This is a genomic window from Stenotrophomonas sp. 05L413, from assembly GCF_056397945.1.
The window spans coordinates 1-22,674 of record NZ_JBFTOL010000009.1; the positions used below are offsets into that span (position 1 = coordinate 1).

Here is a 22,674-nt window from a genome sequence, read left to right on the forward strand (position 1 = left end):
ATTACGCGATGATCTTGGAGACCACGCCGGCGCCGACGGTACGGCCGCCTTCGCGAATCGCGAAGCGCAGGCCTTCATCCATGGCGACCGGGTTGATCAGGGTGACAACCATCTTCACGTTGTCGCCCGGCATCACCATTTCCACACCTTCCGGCAGTTCGCAAGCGCCGGTGATGTCGGTGGTACGGAAGTAGAACTGCGGACGGTAGCCCTTGAAGAACGGGGTGTGACGGCCACCTTCGTCCTTGGACAGCACGTACACTTCGGCGTCGAAGGTGGTGTGCGGCTTGATCGAACCCGGCTTGGCCAGGACCTGGCCACGCTCGACGTCGTCACGCTTGGTGCCGCGCAGCAGCAGACCGGCGTTGTCGCCTGCCTGACCCTGGTCGAGCAGCTTGCGGAACATTTCCACGCCGGTGACGGTGGTCTTCTGGACCGGACGGATACCGACGATTTCGATTTCTTCGCCGACCTTGATCACGCCGCGCTCGATACGACCGGTCACGACGGTGCCGCGGCCCGAGATCGAGAACACGTCTTCGACCGGCATCAGGAAGGGCTTGTCGATGTCGCGTTCCGGGGTCGGGATCCAGCTGTCGAGAGCTTCGACCAGCTTGATCACGGCCGGCACRCCGATCTCGCTCTGGTCGCCTTCCAGCGCCAGGCGGGCCGAACCCGAGATGATCGGGGTGTCATCGCCCGGGAAGTCGTACTTGCTCAGCAGCTCGCGGACTTCCATCTCGACCAGTTCCAGCAGCTCGGCGTCATCGACCATGTCTGCCTTGTTCAGGAAGACGACGATGTACGGCACGCCGACCTGACGCGAGAGCAGGATGTGCTCACGGGTCTGCGGCATCGGGCCGTCAGCAGCCGAACAGACCAGGATCGCGCCGTCCATCTGGGCAGCACCGGTGATCATGTTCTTGACGTAGTCAGCATGGCCCGGGCAATCGACGTGGGCGTAATGACGTTCGGTGGATTCGTATTCGACGTGTGCGGTCGAGATCGTGATGCCACGCTTACCCTTGGCCATGGCTGCTTATCTCGAAATCGTCTGAATTGGTAGCACTTAGATGGTGCTCACGAAAGGAATCGAACCTTCGACCTCCTCCTTACCAAGGAGGTGCTCTACCGACTGAGCTACGTGAGCGAGTTTTGTATTATGGCACGAATTTGAATATATTCAAACTCATTCAATGGAGCGGGAGACGGGGATCGAACCCGCACCATCAGCTTGGAAGGCTGAGGTTCTACCATTGAACTACTCCCGCATCGGAAGCTCTTGCCACAACATGAAACTGGTGGAGGGAGGTGGATTCGAACCACCGAAGGCGTAAGCCAGCAGATTTACAGTCTGCCCCCGTTGGCCGCTTGGGTATCCCTCCTTACCACCCTGTCCCGTGGCGCCGAAGCGTTTTCGGTGTGGGGTGGAAGAGCCGTGAATTTTGGGGATAAACGGGGGTTCTGTCAACAACCTTTTTGAATTTTTTCACATGATTGTTCAATTGCCTTGTCGGAACGGGCTATTGGCCCGGCAACGGCAGTGTTTCGCTGGCGAAGATCGCCACATGCGGCACGCCATCGGCACCGATCCAGCCGCGATACATGCCCTGGGTATTGAACGGCGTCGCCGCGCGACCGTCGGCGGCGAGCACGATCGCGCCGCCATCGCCACCGAGGGCGGGAATGCGCTCGTTGATCACCGCACGCCCCGCGTCCACCGGGCCCTGCTTGAGGTACTGCATGCGCGCACAGATATCGTGCGCGGCTGCAGTGCGGATGTAGTACTCGCCCCAGCCCGTCCCCGATACCGCGCATCCTGCATCGGCATAGGTGCCCGCGCCGATGATCGGTGAGTCGCCCACACGGCCATAGCGCTTGTTGGTCATCCCCCCGGTGGAGGTGCCGGCGGCGAGCTTGCCGTCCTTGTCCAGCGCGACCGCCCCGACGGTGCCAAAGTGGCGCGCCGTTTCCAGATCCGCATGGGCCTGGCCGCTGGCCTCTTCCTTCAGCGCCTTCTGCAGCTGCTGCCAGCGCTTGTCCGTGCGGAAATACGACGGATCCACCAAGGGAATTCCCTGGGTGCTGGCGAAGGCCTCCGCGCCCTGCCCCACCATCATTACGTGCGCAGAGTGCTGCATCACCGCCTCGGCGAGCAGGATCGGGTTGCGCACGCGCTGCACACCGGCCACCGCGCCAGCCTTGAGCGTGGCGCCGTCCATCAGCGAGGCATCCAGTTCGTTGCGGCCATCGTGCGTGAACACCGCGCCCTTGCCTGCATTGAAGGTGGGATCATCCTCGAGCACGGTGATCGCCGCAGTGACCGCCTCCAGCGCCGGCTTGCCGGCCGCCAGCGCGGCATGCCCTTTGAGCAGCGCCTGCTGCAGGGCCGCGCGTGCGGCCTTTTCCTCGGCGGGCGACAGATCCCCGCGCTCCACCCCCGCGCCCCCATGGATGACCAGCACCGGCTCGGCAGCGGTGGCCGCCAGCGGGAGAGACAGGCACAGCGACAACATCACCACAGCAGAACGCGACATGGGCAGGCACTCTCAAGGGACGAGGCCTCATCATGGCACGCGCGTCGGGCCATCCACGCGCGTGGCCATGACCTCAAAACGCACGCCACAGCATCCACGCATGGCGTGGATCTACCGGCGCAGCTGCAGGCGCCCCTCCCGGATATCCGCCGTCATCTCGAACGCCGCGTCGTCCACCCGGAAGCCATCCAGGTGCAGGCGACTGCCCTCGCCCACACCGGTCACCGGGATGGCGAGAAAATCCAGCGGTTTACCACCGCGCAGGCGATCGGGGGTGTGCTGCGGCATCACCAGCCACGCATAGCCGCCATCGCGGCTGAACACCCGGCCGGTGCCGTCGGCCTCCACGCACAGCGCGGTGTCTTCATCCACGCCGAGGCCGACCATGCCCTGCTGCCCGCTGCGCTGGGCGGCACGGGCCACGAAGACGATCAGGCGGCCGAGCCGGTCGCGCTTGCCGAAATGGGTATCGGTGATCACGTTGGCCAGGTACGGCATGGCCAGGAAATCGCTGTCCAGCGTCACCGCCCGGCCCATGGGATCGCGCAGGGCGCGCCGGGACGTCACGCTGCCGCCATCCAGGGCGCCGTAGCTGTAGCCCCCCAGGATGGCCAACCCGGCACTGGTCCCGGCGATCGGCCGCCCGGCGCGGACGTGCGCATTGAGCGCCGCGTTCACCGCCGTGCCCTTCCAGAAACGGATATAGCGCGACTGGTCGCCGCCGGCGATGAAGATCGCATCGGCGGCGGCGATCACCCCCAGCACCGCCGGGTCGTCGGCCGCGCGCCGGCTGTTGAACACCAGGGTCTGTACCGAGGCCGCCCCACCGATCTCCCGGTAGAGCCGGTTCTGCAGCTCATCGGCACCGGAGGCGCGCAGGATCACCACCCGGCCATGGCCGGCACGCGCCAGCCACCACTGGAAAGCGGCCGGCACCCATTCGCCACCGCCCATCAGCATCATCGCCGGCTCGGTATGGGTGGCGCGCGGGGCATCCAGGGCGCCCACCTCGTAATAGCGATAGCCCTGGTCCTGCAGACTGCGCGAATCCTGGGCATGGAGGGGGAGCGGGAGCGCGGCGAGCAGCAGCCACAGGAGGGAATGGATCGGCCGGAAACCCTTGTGCACGTTGACCTCCCTGAATAAAAAGGGCGTGTAAGCGTTTTCACTCTTTGCCAGAGAAATTGGCAGTGGTCAACCCCGTAAAAAAGGCGTTAAATGCGCGCCGTCCATTCGCGAAATGTGAATGGGGGACAGGCCTCCCTCGAGGCCGACACTTTCTTCTCGAGAATTCTCATGCGTAAACAGGCGATGGCGTGGTCGATCCAGCTGGCGTTGATGGGTGTGGCCGCAACTGCGGGCGCCCAGACACCCGCCCCCGGGGTGCAGCAACTGGATACGGTGCAGGTCACCGGCTCGCGCATTCCGCGCGCGCAGGTGGAGGGGCCGGCCCCGGTCACCGTCATCACTGCCGAGCAGATCCAGGCCAGCGGCTTCACCAGCGTGCCGGACGTGCTGCGCTCGATGACCCAGAACGGGGGGGAGACCCAGAGCCAGCAGTCCTCCAGCGGCGCGGACTTCTCGCCCGGTGCGCAGCAGGTCGACCTGCGCGGCCTGGGGCCCAACCACACCCTGGTGCTGGTCAACGGCCGCCGCATCGCCGATTTCCCGATGCCCTTCCAGGGCCGCAGCAACTTCACCGACGTCTCCAACATCCCGATCGGGATGATCGAGCGCATCGAAGTGCTGACCGGCAGCGCCTCGGCGATCTACGGCTCGGACGCCATTGCCGGCGTGGTCAACTTCATCCTGAAGAAGCAGGTCGATGGCACCACGGTCGACATGCGCATGGGCACCACCAGCGAAGGCGGCGGTGAGTCCTTTGACATGAGCATCGCCAGTGGCTTCGACGCCGGCCGCTTCAGCGCGGTCTACAGCCTGGAACTGCAGTCCCAGACCCCACTGTGGGCGTATGAGCGCAGCCAGCAGGATTCCACCTTGGATGCACCGACCGAGAGCGCCCGCGCCTTGCGTCGCGCCTACCTGCGCACCGACTACAACGACGACTACCTGGACCCGGGCCAGGCAACCTGCGATGCGCTGGCCGGCCAGAACAACGGCAGCACCCAGTACGCCGAGCGTGCGCGGTATGGCTTCTACTGCGGCAGCGACCGCTCGATCGGCTACGGCACGATCCTGAGCAAGCGCCGCGGTGCCAACGGCTATGCCGCGCTGCGCTACGCCTTCGACAACGGCGCAGAATGGTTCGCCGATGTGCAGATGGGTTACCACGACCTGGCGCTGATGCGCGATGTCACCCAGTGGGGCCGCATGGCCGCCGACGGCAATGAAGACGGCTACTTCTACAACCAGGCCACCGACCAGGTGGAGTTCTGGCAACGCCAGTTCTCCCCCGAGGAAATGGGCGGACTCAACAACGGCATGGTGCGCAGCACCCAGAAGACCTTCAGCGTGACCACCGGCTTCAAGGGCGCCCTCGGTGCGGACTGGGAATACGAGGCTTCGCTGAGCCATTCGCAGTATCAATCCAGCATCCGCTGGCCGCAGATCATCGCCGCCAAGGCCAATGCGCTGTTCCTTGGCGAGCAGCTGGGCGAGTACACCGATGACGACGACAACGTGTTCCCGGTGTTCAACGCCGACCCGGCGCGCCTGTACCGGCCGCTGAGCCGCAGCGAGTACGATTCGATCGCCGCACGCACCACCTATACCCCGAAGTCGCGTACCGATACCGCCGCGCTGACCCTGACCAACGGCGAGCTGTTCGAGCTGCCGGGCGGCAAGGCCGGCTTCGCGGCGACCGCCGAGTTCGGCAATCAGGCCTACGCACTGAATCCGGACCCGCTGGCGACGCAGTACTACTACTACAGCTGGAAGGATTCGGACGGCCACGGCAGCCGCAACCGCTGGGCGACCGCGGCCGAGCTGCGCCTGCCGCTGCATGACACGTTCAACGTCAGCGTGGCCGGGCGCTTCGACCAGTACCGCTACTCCGGCAACACGATCGGCAAGGCGACCTGGAGCGGTGGTCTGGAATGGCGCCCGATCGAGACCCTGCTGGTGCGTGGCTCCTACGGCACCGCCTTCCGCGCGCCAGACCTGCACTACGTGTATGCCGGCCCGGGCAATGATGAAACCAGTGCCAACGACTACTACGCCTGCGCGGTGGACGGCGGTGATGACTGCTCGGATTACGAGGAGAACCTGATCCGCACGCGCGAAGGCAATCGCCAGCTGGATCCGGAAACCAGCACCTCGTGGAGCGCTGGCTTTGTGTGGTCGCCGGCAGCGGGGCTGGACCTGTCGGTGGACTGGTTCGATATCGACATGCGCGACCAGGTGCAGGACATGGATGTGAGCACCATCCTGCGCGACGAGGCGGCCTGCCGCCTGGGCGGCGCCGATGCGGCCTCGCCGACCTGCGTGGATGCGATCAGCCGGGTTACCCGCACCAGTGATGGCCGCCTGTATGGTGTGCACGTGAGCCCGATCAACATCGCGCGCGAAACGACCCGCGGCATTGATGTGGGCCTGCGCTACCGCCTGAGCACCGGGATCGGCGATTTCATCCTCAGCGGCAACCACACCTGGGTGAAGACGCACGATTTCCAACAGTTTGACGGCGATGTGGTCGAGGACCAGTTCGCGATCAACAGCGGTTTCGACATTCCGCGCACCAAGACCAGTGCGAGTGTGACGTGGGAGAACGCGGCGTGGTCGGCCACGCTGTACGGCTCACGGCTGGGCAAACTGCCCACCTACGACAGCTACGACCAGAGCTTTGATCCGGACAGCGGTGACAGCCCGTGGATCGCGGCGACGTACCGCTACAACGTGTCGCTGCAGTACCGCTTCGATGACCATTCGCGCCTGTCGCTGTCGGTGGTGAACGTGGGCAACAAGATGCCGCCGAAGGACGCGACGTACACGCCGTATCCGTACTACGACGTCTCCTGGTTCGACACCGTGGGCCGGACGCTCAATCTCCAGTACACCCACAAGTTTGGCGGTACGGCGCTGTAAGCGCCGCTTCCGCTGGTCAGGGGATCAAAGACGGAGGCAGTGCCTCCGTCTTTTTTTTGTTCTGCGGCCGCTGGCCTGCGTCACCCGTTGCCGGGTGCGCTGTCTTTGTTTTCCACATGCGTCGTGGAAAGCCATGGGGGCTTGGTGTGGACAAGTGCATGCAAGCCATGCAGCGCAACGCTTTCAGGACGTGGCTGTTTTTTGTCCAAACACCATCGCGGTTTTCCACACACACCGTGGAAAGCGATGGGGGTTTGCTGTGGACAACCCTGTGTGAGCGATGCACTGCAACGGTTTCCAGTGGTGGTCAGAAATTGTCCACATCGCCTGCGGGGCGGGTCAGATGGGTTGCCGGCCAGCGGCCGGCACTACCGCACGCGGGTTTTCCACATGGTGCGTGGAGAGGCGTGGGAGTTTGTTGTGGACAAGTGAGGAAGAGGCATACCAGGCAAGGGTTTCGGTGCCTGGTCATTTTTTATCCAACCCATTCTGGTGTGGAATGCGCTCCCCCCGAACGCAAACGCCCCGCTCAGGGCGGGGCGTTGCGGGCATCAACGTGCGATGGAATCAGACGTTGAAGCGGAAGTGCAGGATGTCGCCTTCCTGGACGCGGTATTCCTTGCCTTCCAGGCGCAGACGACCCGCTTCCTTGGCACCGGCTTCACCCTTGTACTTGATGAAGTCGTCATACGCGATGGTTTCGGCGCGGATGAAGCCCTTCTCGAAGTCGGTGTGGATCACGGCGGCGGCCTGCGGGGCGGTGGCGCCCTTGCGCACGGTCCATGCACGGACTTCCTTCACGCCTGCGGTGAAGTAGGTCTGCAGGCCCAGCAGCTGGTACGCGGCGTAGATCACGCGGTTCAAGCCCGGCTCGGACAGGCCCAGGTCGGCCAGGAAGGTATCGCGGTCTTCGTCGTCGAGCTGGGACAGCTCTTCTTCGATCGCAGCCGAGACCGGCACCACCTGCGCGCCCTCTTCGGCGGCACGGGCGCGCACGGCATCCAGATGCGGGTTGTTCTCGAAACCGTCTTCCAGCACGTTGGCGATGTACATCACCGGCTTGAGGGTCAGCAGGAACAGGTCACGGACCAGCGCCTTCTCTTCCTCGTCCAGGCCGGCGGTGCGACCCGCCTTGCCGTCGGCCAGCGCGGCCTGCAGCTTGGCCAGCACCGGCTTGCGGGCTGCGGCTTCCTTGTCGCCCCCCTTGGCAGCGCGCTCGGCGCGGTTCAGCGCCTTCTCGACGCTGTCCAGATCGGCCAGGGCCAGTTCGGTATCGATGGTGTCGATATCCGAGAGCGGGTCGACCTTGTTGTTGACGTGGATGACGTCGGCATTCTCGAAGCAGCGCACCACGTGGGTGATCGCATCCACTTCGCGGATGTGGGCCAGGAACTTGTTGCCCAGGCCTTCACCACTGGCCGCGCCGGCGACGAGGCCGGCGATGTCCACGAACTCCACGGCGGTCGGGATGACCTTCTGCGGGTTGATGATGGCCGCCAGCTCGTTCAGGCGCGGATCCGGCACCGGCACGATGCCGACGTTCGGTTCAATCGTGCAGAACGGGAAGTTGGCCGCCGCGATGCCCGCCTTGGTCAGCGCATTGAACAGGGTCGATTTGCCGACGTTGGGCAGACCGACGATGCCGCATTTGATACCCATCTTTGACAACCTCTGGGGTGAAAGTGATTGGGGAAACAGCGACGTTCGGCGCTGCTTTTCCAATCATTTTCCGTACCGACCCGCGGTCGGTACCTACCGGTAACGTCAGTCACCGGTCACGTTACTTCGGGGTGTGCAGCCGCTTCATCGCTTCGCTGAAATCGCCCTTCACTGCCAGCGGCAGGACGTCGATCGCATCGTTGACGGCATGGCCGATCAGCACATCATCGTCCTTGCTGGCGCGCCCCAGCACCCACGGGACCACGCGGTCCTTGTGGCCGGGATGGCCAATGCCGATGCGCAGGCGGTGGAACCGGCCATGGCCGAGCAGGCGGATGGTGTCGCGCAGGCCGTTCTGGCCGCCGTGGCCACCGTCGAACTTGAGCCGTGCCACGCCGGGCGGCAGGTCCAGCTCGTCGTGCGCCAGCAGCGTCTCTTCCGGTTCGATCTTCCAGAAGCGCTGCGCCGCGGTGACCGATTTGCCACTGAGGTTCATGAAGGTGGCGGGCTTGAGCAGCCACACCGGCTGGCCGGCGATGTCGACCTTGGCGGTCTCGCCGAACAACTTGCTGTCCACGCTCCAGCGCGCACCGGCCTGTTCGACCAGGGCGTCAATGAAACGAAACCCGGCATTGTGCCGGGTCTGGGCGTGCTCGGGTCCGGGGTTGCCCAGACCAACGATCAATCGCAATCCTGTCATTACTCTTCTTTCGTCGGTACCCGCCCTGTGCCGGTACATACAGAAACGGCGCCTGCCCCGAAGGACAGGCGCCGCAATCACTTACTCTGCAGCCGGCGCTTCGTCGGCAGCTTCTTCCTTGCCGAGCTTGGCGGTGACGATCGCATCGTCATGGTCCTTGCCCTGGGCCAGCGCCGGGATCTCGACGCCCTTCGGCAGCTTGATGTCCGACAGGTAGATCACGTCACCAGCCTTCAGGTCGGCCAGGTCGACGTCGATCGATTCCGGCAGGTCCTTCGGCAGGCAGGTGATGCTCACTTCCTTCAGTTCGTGGGTGACCACGACGTCGGCAGCCTTGCCAGCCGGCGAGGTGTCTTCGTTGATGAAGTGCAGCGGGACGTTGGCGGTCAGCGCTTCGTTCTCGTTCACGCGCAGGAAATCCAGATGCAGGATCAGCTGCTTGAACGGGTGGCGCTGCATGTCACGCAGCAGCACCTTGGTGACCTTGCCATCCAGGTTCAGGTCCAGGATGGACGAGTAGAACCACTCGTTCTGCTGGGCCAGCCAGATTTCGTTGTGGTTGAGCTGGATGACGCTCGGCTCGACGTCGCCGCCGTAGATGATCGCCGGGATCTGGCCAGCGCCACGCAGGCGGCGGCTCGCACCCTTGCCTTGCAGTTCGCGCTGGACGACCTTGATTTCATGATTCTTGGCCATGCTGATTTACTACCTTCGTTGTTTGCCGCGCCATGATGGCGAGGCGATGAGGGGAGATCCGCGACCAGATCTCCCCGGGAAACCACCCACCGTTGCCGGTGGGCGGAAAAATCAATCCACGTACAGCGAGCTGACCGACTCACCGAAGGCGATGCGGCGCATCGTCTCGGCCAGCATTTCCGCCACGCTGAGCTGGCGGATCTTGCTGCACACCCGCGCCTCTTCACGCAGCGGGATGGTGTCGGTCACCACCAGCTCATCGAGCTGGGAGTTGTTGATGTTGTCCACCGCCGGGCCCGAGAGCACGGCGTGGGTGCAGTACGCGGCGACCTTGAGGGCGCCACGCGCCTTCAGGGCTGCAGCGGCCGCACACAGGGTGCCGGCGGTATCGACGATGTCATCGACCATTACGCAGGTCTTGCCTTCGACGTCACCGATGATGTTCATCACGGTGGAGACGTTGGCGCGCGGGCGGCGCTTGTCGATGATCGCCAGATCGGCATCGTCCAGGCGCTTGGCGACGGCGCGCGCGCGCACCACACCACCCACGTCCGGGGACACCACGATCAGGTTTTCCGTGCCGTAGGCGCGCCAGATATCGGCGAGCAGCAGCGGCGAGGCGTATACGTTGTCCACCGGCATGTCGAAGAAACCCTGGATCTGATCGGCATGCAGATCCACCGTCAGTACCCGGTCAGCCCCGACAGCGCTGAACATCTTTGCGGCCACCTTGGCGGTGATCGGCACGCGCGAGGAACGCATGCGGCGATCCTGGCGCGAGTAGCCGAAATACGGCACCACGGCGGTGACACTGTTGACCGAAGCGCGCTTGAGCGCATCGATCAGGACCAGCAGTTCCATCAGGTTCTCTGCGCTGGGCGCACAGGTCGGCTGGATCACGAACACGTCCTGCTTACGGACGTTTTCCTCGATCTCGACCTGCACTTCACCATCGGAGAAGCGCGACACCAATGCCTTGCCAGGCCGCACCCCCAGTTCCTTGCAGATGCTCTGCGCAAGGCGCTTGTTGGCGTTGCCGGAAAATACCAGCAGGTTGGGGTGTTCTTGCATCATGACGGTCTCGGGCGGGAGCGATTGGCGGAGAACTGGGCCGCCGGCACCCGGAGGTGTCTGCGGTGACAACACCGCGGCGTATGCACCGCGCCCGCGCAGACATGCGCATGGAGTCGCGGCAGATATCCGCTAGTGGCAGGGGCGGGAGGATTCGAACCTCCGAATGCCAGGATCAAAACCTGGTGCCTTGGGCCTCTTGGCGACGCCCCTGCATCAAAATCAGTAACGCTCGAGTACATCAAGCAGTGGCGAGCGCTCCACGCCCGCAGCCACCCATGCCCGCAGTTCCTTCGGCAATTGCGCCAGGCCCTGCTCTGCAGCAGCGCGCGTGGCGAACTCGACGAAACAACCGCTTCCCGACCCGGTGAGTCGTGCCCGGCCGATACTGCTCAACGCTGCGAGCGCTGCCTCTACGGCAGGTTCGCGGCGGCGCAGGACCGGCTCGAACGCATTCCCGAGCAAAGACCCGGAAGCGAAGTCCGCTATTTTCGCCACTGGGGCATCCCGCGTCAAATCTGGTGATGCGAAAAGTGCGGGAGTCGGCACGTGAACGCCGGGATGGACCAGCACAAACCAGGCCGGCGGCAGGGCGATCGGGGTCAGCAGTTCGCCCACGCCCTCGGCCCAGGCGTTGTGCCCGCGCACGAAGACCGGCACATCCGCGCCCAGCTGCAGACCCAGCGCGGCCAGCGCGTCGACGTCCAGGCCGGCGTTCCAGAGGCGGTTGAGCGCGACCAGGACGGTGGCGGCATCGGACGAACCGCCGCCGAAGCCACCGCCCGCCGGAACGCGCTTTTCGACGCCGATACCGGCACCTTGGCCGATGTTTGCTGCATCCTTCAACAGGTGCGCGGCGCGGATCGCCAGATCATCCGCCTCGGCAACGCCGGCCACGGAGGTGCCCTCACGGCGGATCCGGCCATCGTCGCGGACACGCAGATGGATCCGATCGCCCCAATCCAGCAGGCGGAACACGGTCTGCAGCTGGTGGTAGCCATCCGGACGCCGCCCGGTGATGTGCAGGAACAGGTTCAGCTTGGCCGGGGCCGGCCAGGTCGACCCGCCGTCGGCCGTCTCCAGCATGCTCATGGGCCGCCCAGCACCCAGCTGTCGACCACCAGGCGGACCTTGGCGTCGCCATTGACTGCTTCGATCCTGCGCGGCAGCACCGGGCGACCGGCCTCGGCCGGGTACCAATCCAGGTACTGGATCTCCCAGCCCAGCTGCTCCACGCGACGCGGGCGGCCTTCACCGTCGCGCTCGATGCGCTCGGCCGGGGCCGCATCGGCGACCAGGCCGCGCACCCAATCGGGCAGCTGGTTGACCGGGATATCCCAGCCGGTGGCGTCCAGCAGGACCTGCTGGGCATCGTCGCCCTCGCGCGTGCCGCCTTCCAGACCTTCCAGGCGGCCGCCTTCATGATGGCTGTCGCCGGTCAGCTTCCAGCTCTGCCGGGTGACCGGGGCGCTGAGTTCCACCACATATCCCTGGCCCTGCTGCTGCCAGTCAATGCGGCCGTTGCCGCCGTTGCGGCCCTTGCTGATCGCCACCCGGCCCTGGAACGACCAGGCCGGCTGCGCGCGTACCGCAGTGACGCGCTCGGCCTCGGCCTGCTGCGCAGCGGGAGAGACGGTGCTGACCACGGTCGGGGCGGAAGGGGCCTTGCGCTCATCAAGGGACACGCACGCGGAGAGCGACAACGCCACGGCCGCGGCAAACGCGACCTTCAGGGACAGCAGATTCATACGCCGTATTTCTCGATCACGCGCTGCAGGGCGCGGTTGTCCGGGTCCAGCTTGCGGGCCTCTTCAAAGAAGTGGCGCGCTTCGTCCTTCTTGTTCAACACCCACAGCACCTCGCCCACATGCGCGGCGATTTCCGCATCCTTGGCCAGCGTCCAGGCGCGGCGCAGCTGCACCAAGGCGTCTTCGTTGCGGCCCAGGCGATACAGCACCCAACCGTAACTGTCGACGATGGCGGCGTTGTCCGGCTCGGCCACGCGCGCGCGGTCGATCAGTTCCAAGGCTTCCTGATAACGCTGCGTGCGGTCGGCCAAGGTGTAGCCCAGCGCATTGAGCGCGGCGATGTTCTCCGGATCGGTGACCAGCACCTTGCGCAGGTCGGCCTCGGCGCGCGGGATGTCGTCGCGGCGCTCCCAGGCCAGCGCGCGGGCATACAGCAACGCGTTCTCATCCGGATACGCGGCCAGGCCACGGGCCAGGGCGTCCAGTTCGCCAGCATCGTCGTTGCCGCGCTGGCGCAGCTCGGCCTCCAACAGATAGGCATCCCGGCGGGCATCGTCATCAACGGTGGCATCGGACTGGATCGCGTGGACTTCGGCCAGCGCCTTGTCGGTGCGGCCCAGTTCGTTCTGCGCATTGGCTGCGCGCAGGCGCGACTCATCGCGCTCCGGGCCACCGGGCACGCTGTGATACCAGTTGACCGCTTCCTCGTAGCGCTTGAGGTACTCGGCGATCTTGCCCAGCAGCAGGCGCTGGGCCGGATCCGGCTTGGTCGCCTGCCTGGAAAGCTCGGTATACAGGGCCAGCAGGCCCGGGTCGTCCTTCTGCTTGGCCAGCAGCGAGGCGCGCATGCCGTAGGTCTGCACATCCTGCGGGCCGACCGCCAGCACGCGCTCGGCCGCAGCCGGCTGACCCATCAGGTCATAGGAGATCGCCACCGCGTTACGCAGCTCGGGGTCCTGCAGGGTCTTGGGCTCCACGCCCTTCAACAGGGCCAGCGCCTCATCGGACTTGCCGGCCTGGGTGAGCTGACTGGCGTGCAGCAGGGCCACGCGCGGCTCATCCGGGAAGCGCTTGACCACCTCATCGACCATGCGCCGGGCCAGCTCGGGCTGCTCCATGCGCATGGCCAGACGGCCGAACTCCTGCCAGACCTCCAGGCGGTCGGGGATGGCATTGGCATCCACCAGCTCGCCCAGCACCTGGGCCGGGACCTTTGGATCGCTGCCGCCGCTGATCAGGGCGCCGATCGCGAACTTCCAGGCGGTGGGGTCCGGGTCCTTGAGCAGCGCCTGCAGTTCGGTGCGGGCGGCCTTCACCTTGTTCTGGCGCATGTCCAGCGCGGCGGTGCTGCTGCGCATGGCCAGTGAGCGCGGCGCACGCTGCTCCCACAGGGCCAGCGCGCGGGCGGCGCGCTTGTCATCGTTGGCCAGCATGGCGATCCGGGAGGCGCGCTCGGCCAGGCCGGCATCGCCTTCACTGGCCTCGGCCGCCTCCAGGTACCAGCGCGCGGCGTCGCCCAGTTTGCCTGCCTGCAGGGCGAATTCGCCCGCCATGACCGGGGCCAGGGGGACCGCCTCGGCCGTGCTGTTCTTGGCCTTCGCCGGGGCTGCCGGGGGGGCGGCCAGGGCGTTGGCAGTGAACAAAGACAGCAGCAGAACGCTGGAGATGCGAATCAATGCGGGCATCGGGGGCATCTGAGCCTTAAAATGACGACTTGAATGGCCAGCAGCTTATCGCAAGCAACTGAACAATGACCCTGTGGGTGCTCGGACTGAATCACCAGACCGCGCCAGTGGAACTGCGCGAACGCGCCTCCTTTGGCGGCGACGCCCTGCCCCAGGCATTGGCGTCGCTGCGCGATACGCCACAGGTGGCCGAGGCGGTCCTGCTCTCCACCTGCAACCGCACCGAGCTGTACGCGGTGGCCGAATCCGGTGACGCGCTGGCGCAGTGGCTGGAGTCACAGGCCGGCACCTTGCATGGGTACCTCTATCAGCACGCCGACGCCGACGCGGTGCGCCACCTGTTCCGGGTGGCCACCGGGCTGGACTCGATGGTGCTGGGCGAACCGCAGATCCTGGGCCAGGTGAAGGATGCCTGGGCCCTGGCGCGTGATCATGGCCTGCTCGGCCAGCGCCTGGACCGGCTGTTCCAGCAGACCTTCTCGGTGGCCAAGCGCGCCCGCACCGATACCCGCGTGGGCGCCAACCCGGTGTCGGTGGCGTCCACCGCGGTGCGCCTGGCGCAGAACTCGTTCGCGCGGCTGGACGATTCCACCGTGCTGCTGGTCGGCGCCGGCGAGACCATCGAGCTGGCCGCGCGCCATCTCAGCGAAGGGCGCGTGCGGCGGCTGCTGATCGCCAACCGCACCCTGGCCCATGCGCAGGAGCTGGCCAGCCGTCATGGCGGCGTCGCCCTGCCCCTGAGTGAGCTGGACCGCCATCTGGGCGAGGCTGACGTGGTGTTCTCGGCCACCGCCGCGCGTGAGCCGGTGATCACCCGCGCGCACGTGGCCGCCGCACTGAAAACCCGCAAGCACAAGCCGATGCTGCTGTTCGATCTGGCCGTGCCCCGCGATATCGAGGCCGGCGTGGGCGAACTGGCCGACGCCTTCCTGTACACCGTGGATGATCTGGAGCGCGCGGTCGAAGACAACCGCCGCAGCCGCCGTGAAGCCGCGGCCGAGGCCGAAGCAATCATCGAGCTGCAGGTCGCCCGCTTCGTGGAAACGCTGCAGGCCAGCGTGCACCAGGCCCCGCTGCGGCAACTGCGCGCTTATGGCGAAGCGACCCGCGTTGAGATGCTGGAGAAAGCCCGCCAGCAGCTCGCCCACGGCAAATCACCGGAAGAGGTGCTCGAGCTGCTCGCGCACGGCCTGACCAACCGCCTGCTGCACCCGCCGACCGCCGCCCTGCGCGCGGCCGCGCTCAGCGGCGATACTGAACTCACCCGCGCCGCCGAGCGCCTGTTCCCGGCCAAGCCGGGTTACCAGCACCCTGCCGTGCGTACCGATGTAGCGAGGAACGATGACGCCGACCCTGCGCCGTAAGCTGGAAGCGCTGGCCGAGCGCCGCGAAGAACTGGAACGCCTGTTGTCCGACCCGGCCGTGGTCGGCGACAACGACCGTTTCCGCGCGCTCTCGCGCGAGTTTTCGCAGCTGGAGCCGGTCGCCACGGCGCTGGCCGACGAGGCCCGTGCCAAGGCCGATCTCGCCGCCGCAGAGGCGATGCGCGAGGACCCTGACCTGCGCGAGCTGGCCGAGGAGGAAATCACCGCCGCGCAGCAGCGCCTGCAGCAGCTGGACGAAGCACTGGCCCTGTTGCTGGTGCCGCGCGATCCGCGCGATGACGGCAACCTGTTCCTGGAAGTCCGCGCCGGTACCGGCGGTGACGAGGCAGCGATCTTCGCCGGCGACCTGTTCCGCATGTACGCCCGCTATGCCGAGCGCCAGGGCTGGAAGGTCGAGATCGAATCGGACAACCCGGGCGAACATGGCGGCTACAAGGAAGTGGTGGCGCGCGTGGTCGGCCGTGGCGCCTTCTCACGCCTGAAGTTCGAATCGGGCACGCACCGCGTGCAGCGCGTGCCGGCGACCGAGTCGCAGGGCCGCATCCATACCTCGGCCGCGACGGTAGCGATCATTCCCGAGGCGGATGACGTCGAGGACGTGGTGATCAACCCGGCTGACCTGCGCGTGGACACCTACCGCTCCTCCGGCGCCGGTGGCCAGCACGTCAACAAGACCGAGTCGGCGATCCGCATCACCCATCTGCCCACCGGCGTGGTGGTGGAATGCCAGACCGAGCGCAGCCAACATGCCAACCGCGACAAGGCGATGAAGCGTCTCAAGGCACAGCTGCTGGATACCGAACGCAGCAAGCAGGCTGCCGCGCAGGCCGAAAGCCGCCGGCTGCAGGTCGGCAGCGGCGACCGCAGCCAGCGCATCCGCACCTACAGCTTCCCGCAGGGACGGATCACCGACCACCGCGTGGAAGGGCTGACCCTGTACGACCTGCCCAACATCCTGACCGGCGATCTTGATGCACTGGTCAGCCGGCTGACCCACGAACACCAGGCCGACGAGCTGGCCCGGCTCGCGGAAGGCAACTGAGCATGCCCGCCCCGGCGCGGCAGCGATGAGTGTCGATCCGCAGCGTCTGCAGTTGCGCCAGGCGGTGCAGCGGCAACCGGCCGATTTCATTGCGTGGGTGATGCTGGCCGATGCGGAGCTGGAAGCCGGCGATGTGCGCGCCGGCGAACAGGCCGCCACCCGTGCACTGCAGCTGCGCGGCGACCATCCCGAGGCCCTGGCCCGGCTGGGGCGCGCGCGCTGGATGCAGGGCCGCCATGGCGAGGCCGCGACACTGCTGCGCCAGGCGGCGGACCGCGCGCCCCAGCACCCCGGCATCACCCTGTGGCTGGGCCACGCACTGGAAGACGCGGGGCAGCCTGAGGCGGCCGCCGATGCGTATCGCCATGCGCACCGTCTGCTGCCGGGCGAGCCCTACATCACTGCGCAGCTGCTCAACTGGCAGCGCCGGCTGTGCGATTGGCGGGATCTGGAGCGATTGTCGGTGCTGGTGCGCCAGGCCGTCGCGCAGGGCCAGGCGGTGGTCGAGCCGTTCGCCTTCCTCAGCGAAGACAGCAGCGCCGCCGAGCAGCTGGCCTGCGCCCGCCAGCGCGCGGCGGCGCTGGCCGAGGGCATCCCGCGGTTGCCGCCGGCCACCGTGCGCCCGCACGGCACGCTGCGGGTCGGCTTCCTCTCCAACGGTTTCGGCGCGCATCCCACCGGGCTGCTGACCGTCGCCCTGTTCGAACAGCTGCGCGCGCTGGGCACGCTGGAACCGCATCTGTTCGCGCTCAGCGCGGACGACGGCAGCAGCATCCGCCAGCGTCTGCAGCAGGCCGCCCACACGTTGCACGATGTCAGCGCGCAGCCGCATCAGGTGATCGCCCGGCGCATCCGCGAGGCTGGCATCGATGTGCTGTTCGATCTGCGCGGCTGGGGCGGCGGTGGCACCCCGCAGGTACTGGCGATGCGCCCGGCCCCGGTGCAGATCAACTGGCTGGCCTACCCGGGTACCTCCGGCGCGCCGTGGATCGATCATGTGCTGGCCGATGCCTTCGTGCTGCCCGACGCGCTGGCACCGGCCTTCAGCGAGAACGTGCGGCGCCTGCCGCGCGCGTTCCAGCCCTCGGACAACACCCGCGTGCTGGAGCCGGTGCCCTCGCGCGGGGACTGCGGCCTGCCTGCGCAGGGCGTGGTGCTGTGCTGTTTCAACAACAGCTACAAGCTCAATCCGCGCAGCGTGCAGCGGCTGTTCGCGGTGTTGCATGGCGTGCCCGGCAGCGTGCTGTGGCTGCTGTCCGGGCCGGGCACTGCCGATGCACGGCTGCGCAGCGCGGCACGCCAGGCACAGCTGGATCCGGCGCGACTGGTGTTCATGCCACGCCTGCCGCACCTGCAGTACCTCGCGCGTTACCAGCACGCCGATCTGTTCCTGGACACGCACCCGTACAACGCCCACACCACCGCCTCCGATGCGCTGTGGGCCGGCTGCCCGGTGCTCACCTGCCCGGGCGCGACGTTCGCCTCGCGCGTGGCCGGCAGCCTCAATCATCACCTGGGCATGCACGCGTTCAACGTGGCCGATGACGCGGCGTTCGTGGCCGCCGCCATCCGGCTCGGCAACGACCCGGCCGCGCTGCAGGCCGCGCGCGCCACGCTGGCGCAACGGCGCGAGGACAGCGGCCTGTTCGACATGGCCGGTTTCGCGCGCGACATCGCCGAGGTGATCCAAACGCTTGCGCGCGAACGCGGCTGGCAGGGCCCACACATCGCCTGAGCATCGGCTGCGCTAGGCTCGGGCTTCCCTGTGAATCACCGAGGCACGCCGATGGGCAAGCTCAAGCGCAAGGACTACCAGGCCCTGCTGGAACCGATGCAACTGGAACTGGCGGCGATGGCGCGCTGGGTGCAGCACACCGGGCAGCGCGTGCTGGTGCTGTTCGAAGGCCGCGACACCGCGGGCAAGGGCGGTGCGATCCAGGCGATCGCCGAGCATCTCAATCCGCGCCAGTGCAAGGTGGTCGCGCTGCCCAAGCCGACCGACCGCGAAAGCACGCAGTGGTATTTCCAGCGCTATGTCTCCCACCTGCCTGCGGCCGGCGAGATCGTGCTGATGGACCGCAGCTGGTACAACCGCGCGGGCGTCGAGCATGTCATGGGCTATTGCACCGAAGCGCAGTACCGCAGCTTCCTGGCGCAGACGCCGGTGTTCGAGAAGCTGCTGATCGACGATGGCATCGTGCTGTTCAAGTACTGGCTCAGCGTGGACCAGGCACAGCAGGAAAAGCGCTTTGCCGAGCGCCACCTCGATCCGCTCAAGGGCTGGAAGCTGTCGCCGGTGGACCTGAAATCACGCAGCAAGTACAGCGCCTATACCGAGAGCCGCGAAGCGATGCTGCGCGCCACGCATAACGATGATGCCCCGTGGACGCTGGTGGACTTCAACGACCAGAAGCGCGGGCGGCTGGGCCTGATCCGCAACCTGCTCGATCGTCTGCCCGATACCCGCGTGGACGAACCGGTACTGGCGCTGCCGCCGTTGAAGGGCAAGCTGCACAAGGAGCACTTCGGGGTCTTGAAGCCGATCGAACCCTTCGTCGTCGGGTAGATCCACGCATGGCGCGGATTTACCGGGCACAGCGAGGCACAGGCATGCCGGGTATCAGCCGGCACTGCCGTGAGGCTCAGCCTTCCTTGATCCGCGCTTCGATGTCATGCGCGGTGACCGGCCCGAGGAACTCCTTGGCGACCTTGCCGTCCGGCGCGATCAGGTAGGTCATCGGCAGGCCGCGCGGGATCGCGAAGTCTTCCGGCGGGTTGTACGTATCCACGATCACGATCGGATAGGTGACCGGACGCTTCTCCAGGAAGGCCTTCATCTCGGCCGGTTCGATGTCCTCGAAAGCCAGCCCGACCACCTCGATTTCATTGCGCATCGCGTGCAGCGCGGAGAGCTCGGGCATTTCCTTGCGGCACGGGGCGCACCAGGTCGCCCAGAAGTTCACCACCACCCACTTGCCGCGGTGCGCGGCCAGATCGTAGTCGGTGCCGTCCAGCGCCTTGGCTTTCAGCGTCGGCTGTTCGACGGTCTTGCGCTCGGTGGCCGGCACGGCGTCGGTCGGCGGGGCGGCGGGCGCGTTGATCGGGGCCGGGGCGGCAGGCGCGGTGGCCTCGCTCTGTGCGGCGGGCTTGTTGCAGGCGGCCAGCGTCAGCAGGCCAAGGGCCAGCAGCAGGGGCTTGGCGGTCATGGTTTGTCTCCGGGGGTCGAGTAGATGTCGCTGACGCGGCGTTTGAGCAGTTCGCGCAGCGGCAGGCGCAAGGTGTCCAATGCGGCCACCGAGGCCGTGCCCAGGCTGTCGTCGCGATACGGCAGGTAGGCCTCCTTGATCGGGATCCGCATCTGCGTGGTCTCGTACAGGTCGGCCAGGGTGAGTTTGTCCAGGTCGCGCGCGAGCAGCCATTCGCCCTGCTCGTCGCGGCGCACCACGCGGATCGCTTCCAGGTCGCAGAGCAGCGTCTGCAGCAGCGAATCGGTCAGCATCGGCTCCAGCCGCAGGATCTCGTCGTCATCCAGGCTGCGCCCTTCGGCACGCGCCTGGTGGAAGCGGCCGATAAGGCGCAGCAGGCCATAGATCTCATAGCCCACCGGCAGGCGCAGGTCGGCTGGCTGGTAGCGGAACGCGGCGATCGAGGAGGCGAGCGATGCACCGAGCAGCACCGAGACCCAGCACAGGTAGATCCACAGCAGCAGGATCGGCACGAAGGCGACGGTGCCGTAGAGCTTCTGGTAGGACTGGAAGCTCCCCAGGTAAGCGCCCATGCCCCACTTCACCAGCTCCAGCATGATCGCAGCCAGGATCGCGCCGGGGACGGCATGGCGCCATTTGACCGTGTGGTGCGGCACTACGCGGTAGACCAGCATGATGCAGACGAACTCGATCAGGATCGGCGCGACCGTCAGTGAGACGTTGGCCAGCCAGCGGCCTTCGCTGGTGCCGAACAGCGGCAGCGCGAACACCCGCGCCGAGACCGCCAGCGAGGCCGCAGCGAGCATCGCGCCGAGGGTGAGCACGGTCCAGTACACGAGGAAGCGGGTCAGCTTCGGCCGGGTCGAACTCACCCGCCAGATCTGGTTGAAGGTTTCTTCCACGCTGTTGAGCGTGATCAGCAGCGAGACCACCAGGGCGATGAAGCCAGCGGCGGTCAATTGCCCGGCACTGGCCGAGAACTGTCGCAGGTAGCCTTCGGCGGCGCGCGCGGCGTTGGGCACGAAGTTGGAGAACACGTAGTCGCTGAGGGTGTCGCTCCAGCGGTCGAACACCGGGAACGCCGAGAGCACCCCGAACACCACGATGGCCAGCGGCACCAGCGCGAACACGGTGGTGTAGGCCAGCGAGGCGGCCGCCTGGAACAGGCGGTCATCCAGGAAGCGGCGCCACAGGAAGCGGCCGAAGCTGATCGTGCGCGCGCGGTCCCGGACGCGTTCGATCCACAGGTTGATCGTATCGAGAGGTTCCATCGGCGCAAGGGTACCCGATGACGGGTGTGGGGCATGCACGGACCTCGCCCTGAGCGGGCTGCGTTGCCATACTGCCCGCATCGGACGCAATGAGATGAAAGCGAAATGGCGGAGATCCTGGTGCTGTACTACAGCCGTGGCGGTTCAGTGGCACGGCTTGCCCGCCAGATTGCGCGCGGCATCGGCGAGGTGCCGGGCATGAGCGCGCGGCTGCGCACCGTGCCCCCGGTGGCGGCGGTGACGCAGACCGCGCTGCCCCCGGTGCCCGAGGACGGCGCACCGTATGTCAGCGTGGCCGACCTGGCCGAATGCACCGGGCTGCTGCTGGGCAGCCCGACCCGCTTCGGCAACATGGCCGCGCCGGTGAAGCACTTCCTGGACGGCCTGGGCGCGGAATGGGTCAACGGGACATTGGCCGGCAAGCCGGCGGGCGTGTTCACCTCGACGGCCTCGCTGCACGGTGGGCAGGAGTCGACGCTGTTGTCGATGCAGGTGCCGCTGCTGCACCACGGCTGCCTGATCGTGGGTATCCCGTTCACCGAGCCGGCGCTGAGCCATACCACCACCGGCGGCACGCCGTATGGCGCCAGCCATGTGGCCGGGGCGGACGACAACCCGGTGCCGAGCGAGGATGAGAGCATCCTGGCGCGGGCGCTGGGGCGGCGGGTGGCCGATATCGCACGGCGGCTGGCGTGAGTACGCGCGCCCAGGAGATCGTGCTGGCCCTGCTGCTGGTGGCGCTGGCGGTGCTGTTCGCGGTCTGGTTCGCGCAGGACAAGCATTGGCTGGCCACCCAGCTGGTGTTCACCCTGCCGCCGCTGCTGCTGGCGCTGGGCGTGCTGGTGCGGCGTGGCAAGGCGATGTTCTGGGCCGGCGTGCTGGCGCTGTTCTGGTTCAGCCACGGGGTGATGAGCGCCTGGAGCCATCCGGAGGTGGCGCTGTGGGCCTGGCTCGAGCTGGGGCTGGCGCTGGCGGTGATCGGGGTGGCCAGCACGCCAGGGCTGCGGCGCCGTTTCGGGCGCAGGACGCCGGCCGGCTGAGGCCGCTGCGGCGCGCGCCTGCATCGGGCCGTCGGCGGCCGTATCATCTACCGGTCGGCGCGGCGGTTCCGTGCCCTTCTGTCTGGTACCCAGGATGCTTGCAATGGAAGAACTACTGATCATCACCACCGGTGGCACGATCGACAAGATCTACTTCGACGACAAGTCGGACTATCAGATCGGTGATCCGCAGATCGGGATGATCCTGCGCGAACTGGGCGTGACCTTCCGTTTCAATGTGATCCCGATCCTGCGCAAGGATTCGCTGCACATCACCGACGATGACCGTGAGTTGATCCGGGCGACGATCGCCGCGCAGCCGACGCGCCATGTGCTGGTCACGCACGGCACCGATTCGATGGTGCAGACGGGCCAGGTGTTGAAGTCGATCACCGACAAGACGATCGTGATGACCGGTGCATTGAGCCCGGCGCGCTTCCGCGGCTCGGATGCGGAGTTCAACATCGGGTGTGCGATCGGTGCGGTGCAGTCGTTGCCGAGCGGTGTGTACATCGCGATGAACGGCCGGATCTGGAATCCGGAACAGGTGCGCAAGAACGTGGCGGCCAACCGGTTCGAAGCGGCGTAAT

Annotated in this window: 19 protein-coding genes, 4 tRNA genes and 1 pseudogene; 8 read left to right on the top strand and 16 right to left on the bottom strand. The window is 66.6% G+C overall.

Features of this window, described 5'->3' with window-relative positions; all coding sequences use genetic code 11:
- Position 1: 1 nt before the first annotated feature.
- The 6 genes and pseudogenes from tuf to AC1DIQ_RS18205 form a co-directional block, all read right to left on the bottom strand.
- A pseudogene (gene tuf, locus AC1DIQ_RS18180) lies at positions 2 to 1,021 on the bottom strand (elongation factor Tu); the annotation flags it as partial.
- A 53-nt stretch (positions 1,022 to 1,074) separates the two neighbouring features.
- Positions 1,075 to 1,150: transfer RNA gene (locus AC1DIQ_RS18185), tRNA-Thr, on the bottom strand.
- Between the two features lie 47 nt (positions 1,151 to 1,197).
- Positions 1,198 to 1,271: transfer RNA gene (locus AC1DIQ_RS18190), tRNA-Gly, on the bottom strand.
- Positions 1,272 to 1,299: 28 nt separating this feature from the next.
- Positions 1,300 to 1,385: transfer RNA gene (locus AC1DIQ_RS18195), tRNA-Tyr, on the bottom strand.
- Positions 1,386 to 1,523: 138 nt separating this feature from the next.
- Positions 1,524 to 2,537, bottom strand: a complete 1,014-nt coding sequence (locus AC1DIQ_RS18200; RefSeq protein ID WP_183073842.1) for an isoaspartyl peptidase/L-asparaginase family protein — start codon at positions 2,535 to 2,537, stop codon at positions 1,524 to 1,526.
- 111 nt (positions 2,538 to 2,648) lie between these two features.
- Positions 2,649 to 3,665 carry a cyanophycinase gene (locus AC1DIQ_RS18205; RefSeq protein ID WP_152153930.1) on the bottom strand — a complete coding sequence of 339 codons (1,017 nt, stop codon included), beginning with the start codon at positions 3,663 to 3,665 and terminating at the stop codon, positions 2,649 to 2,651.
- Positions 3,666 to 3,833: 168 nt separating this feature from the next.
- On the opposite strand from AC1DIQ_RS18205, the gene AC1DIQ_RS18210 reads away from it, so the two are divergent.
- Positions 3,834 to 6,581 carry a TonB-dependent receptor plug domain-containing protein gene (locus AC1DIQ_RS18210; RefSeq protein WP_282263270.1) on the top strand — a complete coding sequence of 916 codons (2,748 nt, stop codon included), beginning with the start codon at positions 3,834 to 3,836 and terminating at the stop codon, positions 6,579 to 6,581.
- 567 nt (positions 6,582 to 7,148) lie between these two features.
- On the opposite strand, the gene ychF is transcribed toward AC1DIQ_RS18210, so the two are convergent.
- From ychF to AC1DIQ_RS18250, 8 genes are all read right to left on the bottom strand, one after another.
- Positions 7,149 to 8,240: a redox-regulated ATPase YchF gene (gene ychF, locus AC1DIQ_RS18215; protein WP_088434937.1), complete on the bottom strand. Its 1,092-nt coding sequence runs from the start codon at positions 8,238 to 8,240 to the stop codon at positions 7,149 to 7,151.
- Positions 8,241 to 8,361: 121 nt separating this feature from the next.
- Complete coding sequence (gene pth / locus AC1DIQ_RS18220; RefSeq protein WP_121044551.1) at positions 8,362 to 8,940, bottom strand: aminoacyl-tRNA hydrolase; 579 nt, start codon at positions 8,938 to 8,940, stop codon at positions 8,362 to 8,364.
- A gap of 81 nt (positions 8,941 to 9,021) precedes the next feature.
- Positions 9,022 to 9,636: a 50S ribosomal protein L25/general stress protein Ctc gene (locus AC1DIQ_RS18225; RefSeq protein WP_102789571.1), complete on the bottom strand. Its 615-nt coding sequence runs from the start codon at positions 9,634 to 9,636 to the stop codon at positions 9,022 to 9,024.
- 111 nt (positions 9,637 to 9,747) lie between these two features.
- Entirely contained in the window at positions 9,748 to 10,707 is a 960-nt protein-coding gene (locus AC1DIQ_RS18230) for a ribose-phosphate diphosphokinase (protein WP_026070235.1), read from the bottom strand.
- 136 nt (positions 10,708 to 10,843) lie between these two features.
- A tRNA-Gln gene (locus AC1DIQ_RS18235) sits at positions 10,844 to 10,920 on the bottom strand.
- A gap of 9 nt (positions 10,921 to 10,929) precedes the next feature.
- Positions 10,930 to 11,799, bottom strand: a complete 870-nt coding sequence (gene ispE, locus AC1DIQ_RS18240) for a 4-(cytidine 5'-diphospho)-2-C-methyl-D-erythritol kinase (RefSeq protein WP_478050550.1) — start codon at positions 11,797 to 11,799, stop codon at positions 10,930 to 10,932.
- Positions 11,796 to 12,455, bottom strand: coding sequence for a lipoprotein insertase outer membrane protein LolB (gene lolB, locus AC1DIQ_RS18245; RefSeq protein ID WP_121044557.1), 660 nt, complete (start codon positions 12,453 to 12,455; stop codon positions 11,796 to 11,798). The genes ispE and lolB overlap by 4 nt, the downstream gene beginning before the upstream one ends.
- Positions 12,452 to 14,140: a tetratricopeptide repeat protein gene (locus AC1DIQ_RS18250; RefSeq protein ID WP_478050551.1), complete on the bottom strand. Its 1,689-nt coding sequence runs from the start codon at positions 14,138 to 14,140 to the stop codon at positions 12,452 to 12,454. The genes lolB and AC1DIQ_RS18250 overlap by 4 nt, the downstream gene beginning before the upstream one ends.
- Before the next feature lie 65 nt (positions 14,141 to 14,205).
- Here AC1DIQ_RS18250 and hemA point away from each other — a divergent pair, with 65 nt between their 5' ends.
- The 4 genes from hemA to ppk2 are packed head-to-tail and all read left to right on the top strand — an operon-like array spanning position 14,206 to position 19,133.
- Positions 14,206 to 15,504: a glutamyl-tRNA reductase gene (gene hemA / locus AC1DIQ_RS18255; RefSeq protein ID WP_152153920.1), complete on the top strand. Its 1,299-nt coding sequence runs from the start codon at positions 14,206 to 14,208 to the stop codon at positions 15,502 to 15,504.
- The gene (gene prfA, locus AC1DIQ_RS18260) at positions 15,482 to 16,567 is read left to right on the top strand and encodes a peptide chain release factor 1 (RefSeq protein ID WP_461770603.1); all 1,086 of its coding nucleotides are present in this window, start codon (positions 15,482 to 15,484) and stop codon (positions 16,565 to 16,567) included. Before hemA ends, prfA begins: the two co-directional genes overlap by 23 nt.
- Before the next feature lie 25 nt (positions 16,568 to 16,592).
- Positions 16,593 to 18,302, top strand: a complete 1,710-nt coding sequence (locus AC1DIQ_RS18265) for an O-linked N-acetylglucosamine transferase, SPINDLY family protein (RefSeq protein ID WP_478050552.1) — start codon at positions 16,593 to 16,595, stop codon at positions 18,300 to 18,302.
- A gap of 51 nt (positions 18,303 to 18,353) precedes the next feature.
- Positions 18,354 to 19,133 carry a polyphosphate kinase 2 gene (gene ppk2 / locus AC1DIQ_RS18270; protein WP_121044572.1) on the top strand — a complete coding sequence of 260 codons (780 nt, stop codon included), beginning with the start codon at positions 18,354 to 18,356 and terminating at the stop codon, positions 19,131 to 19,133.
- 76 nt (positions 19,134 to 19,209) lie between these two features.
- Here ppk2 and AC1DIQ_RS18275 read toward each other — a convergent pair whose 3' ends face one another.
- Positions 19,210 to 19,773, bottom strand: a complete 564-nt coding sequence (locus AC1DIQ_RS18275) for a TlpA family protein disulfide reductase (protein WP_478050553.1) — start codon at positions 19,771 to 19,773, stop codon at positions 19,210 to 19,212.
- Positions 19,770 to 21,044, bottom strand: a complete 1,275-nt coding sequence (locus tag AC1DIQ_RS18280; RefSeq protein WP_121044578.1) for a YihY family inner membrane protein — start codon at positions 21,042 to 21,044, stop codon at positions 19,770 to 19,772. Before AC1DIQ_RS18280 ends, AC1DIQ_RS18275 begins: the two co-directional genes overlap by 4 nt.
- A gap of 105 nt (positions 21,045 to 21,149) precedes the next feature.
- Between AC1DIQ_RS18280 and wrbA the strand changes: the two genes are divergently transcribed.
- From wrbA to AC1DIQ_RS18295, 3 genes are all read left to right on the top strand, one after another.
- Positions 21,150 to 21,740: an NAD(P)H:quinone oxidoreductase gene (gene wrbA / locus AC1DIQ_RS18285; protein ID WP_019186096.1), complete on the top strand. Its 591-nt coding sequence runs from the start codon at positions 21,150 to 21,152 to the stop codon at positions 21,738 to 21,740.
- Positions 21,737 to 22,084 carry a DUF2069 domain-containing protein gene (locus tag AC1DIQ_RS18290; protein ID WP_121044581.1) on the top strand — a complete coding sequence of 116 codons (348 nt, stop codon included), beginning with the start codon at positions 21,737 to 21,739 and terminating at the stop codon, positions 22,082 to 22,084. The genes wrbA and AC1DIQ_RS18290 overlap by 4 nt, the downstream gene beginning before the upstream one ends.
- A gap of 103 nt (positions 22,085 to 22,187) precedes the next feature.
- A complete protein-coding gene (locus AC1DIQ_RS18295; protein ID WP_121044584.1) occupies positions 22,188 to 22,673 on the top strand; it encodes an asparaginase domain-containing protein in 486 nt (161 codons plus the stop codon).
- Position 22,674: the final 1 nt, after the last annotated feature.

Excerpts from the sequence above, each read along its gene's own strand:
- hemA (WP_152153920.1), top strand. The coding sequence starts at position 14,206 with ATGACCCTGTGGGTGCTCGGACTGAATCACCAGACCGCGCCAGTGGAA.
- prfA (WP_461770603.1), top strand. The coding sequence starts at position 15,482 with ATGACGCCGACCCTGCGCCGTAAGCTGGAAGCGCTGGCCGAGCGCCGC.
- ychF (WP_088434937.1), bottom strand. The coding sequence starts at position 8,240 with ATGGGTATCAAATGCGGCATCGTCGGTCTGCCCAACGTCGGCAAATCG.
- AC1DIQ_RS18200 (WP_183073842.1), bottom strand. The coding sequence starts at position 2,537 with ATGTCGCGTTCTGCTGTGGTGATGTTGTCGCTGTGCCTGTCTCTCCCG.
- AC1DIQ_RS18280 (WP_121044578.1), bottom strand. The coding sequence starts at position 21,044 with ATGGAACCTCTCGATACGATCAACCTGTGGATCGAACGCGTCCGGGAC.
- AC1DIQ_RS18275 (WP_478050553.1), bottom strand. The coding sequence starts at position 19,773 with ATGACCGCCAAGCCCCTGCTGCTGGCCCTTGGCCTGCTGACGCTGGCC.
- AC1DIQ_RS18210 (WP_282263270.1), top strand. The coding sequence starts at position 3,834 with ATGCGTAAACAGGCGATGGCGTGGTCGATCCAGCTGGCGTTGATGGGT.
- pth (WP_121044551.1), bottom strand. The coding sequence starts at position 8,940 with ATGACAGGATTGCGATTGATCGTTGGTCTGGGCAACCCCGGACCCGAG.
- AC1DIQ_RS18225 (WP_102789571.1), bottom strand. The coding sequence starts at position 9,636 with ATGGCCAAGAATCATGAAATCAAGGTCGTCCAGCGCGAACTGCAAGGC.
- wrbA (WP_019186096.1), top strand. The coding sequence starts at position 21,150 with ATGGCGGAGATCCTGGTGCTGTACTACAGCCGTGGCGGTTCAGTGGCA.
- AC1DIQ_RS18265 (WP_478050552.1), top strand. The coding sequence starts at position 16,593 with ATGAGTGTCGATCCGCAGCGTCTGCAGTTGCGCCAGGCGGTGCAGCGG.
- AC1DIQ_RS18230 (WP_026070235.1), bottom strand. The coding sequence starts at position 10,707 with ATGCAAGAACACCCCAACCTGCTGGTATTTTCCGGCAACGCCAACAAG.
- lolB (WP_121044557.1), bottom strand. The coding sequence starts at position 12,455 with ATGAATCTGCTGTCCCTGAAGGTCGCGTTTGCCGCGGCCGTGGCGTTG.
- ispE (WP_478050550.1), bottom strand. The coding sequence starts at position 11,799 with ATGAGCATGCTGGAGACGGCCGACGGCGGGTCGACCTGGCCGGCCCCG.
- ppk2 (WP_121044572.1), top strand. The coding sequence starts at position 18,354 with ATGGGCAAGCTCAAGCGCAAGGACTACCAGGCCCTGCTGGAACCGATG.
- AC1DIQ_RS18250 (WP_478050551.1), bottom strand. The coding sequence starts at position 14,140 with ATGCCCGCATTGATTCGCATCTCCAGCGTTCTGCTGCTGTCTTTGTTC.
- AC1DIQ_RS18295 (WP_121044584.1), top strand. The coding sequence starts at position 22,188 with ATGGAAGAACTACTGATCATCACCACCGGTGGCACGATCGACAAGATC.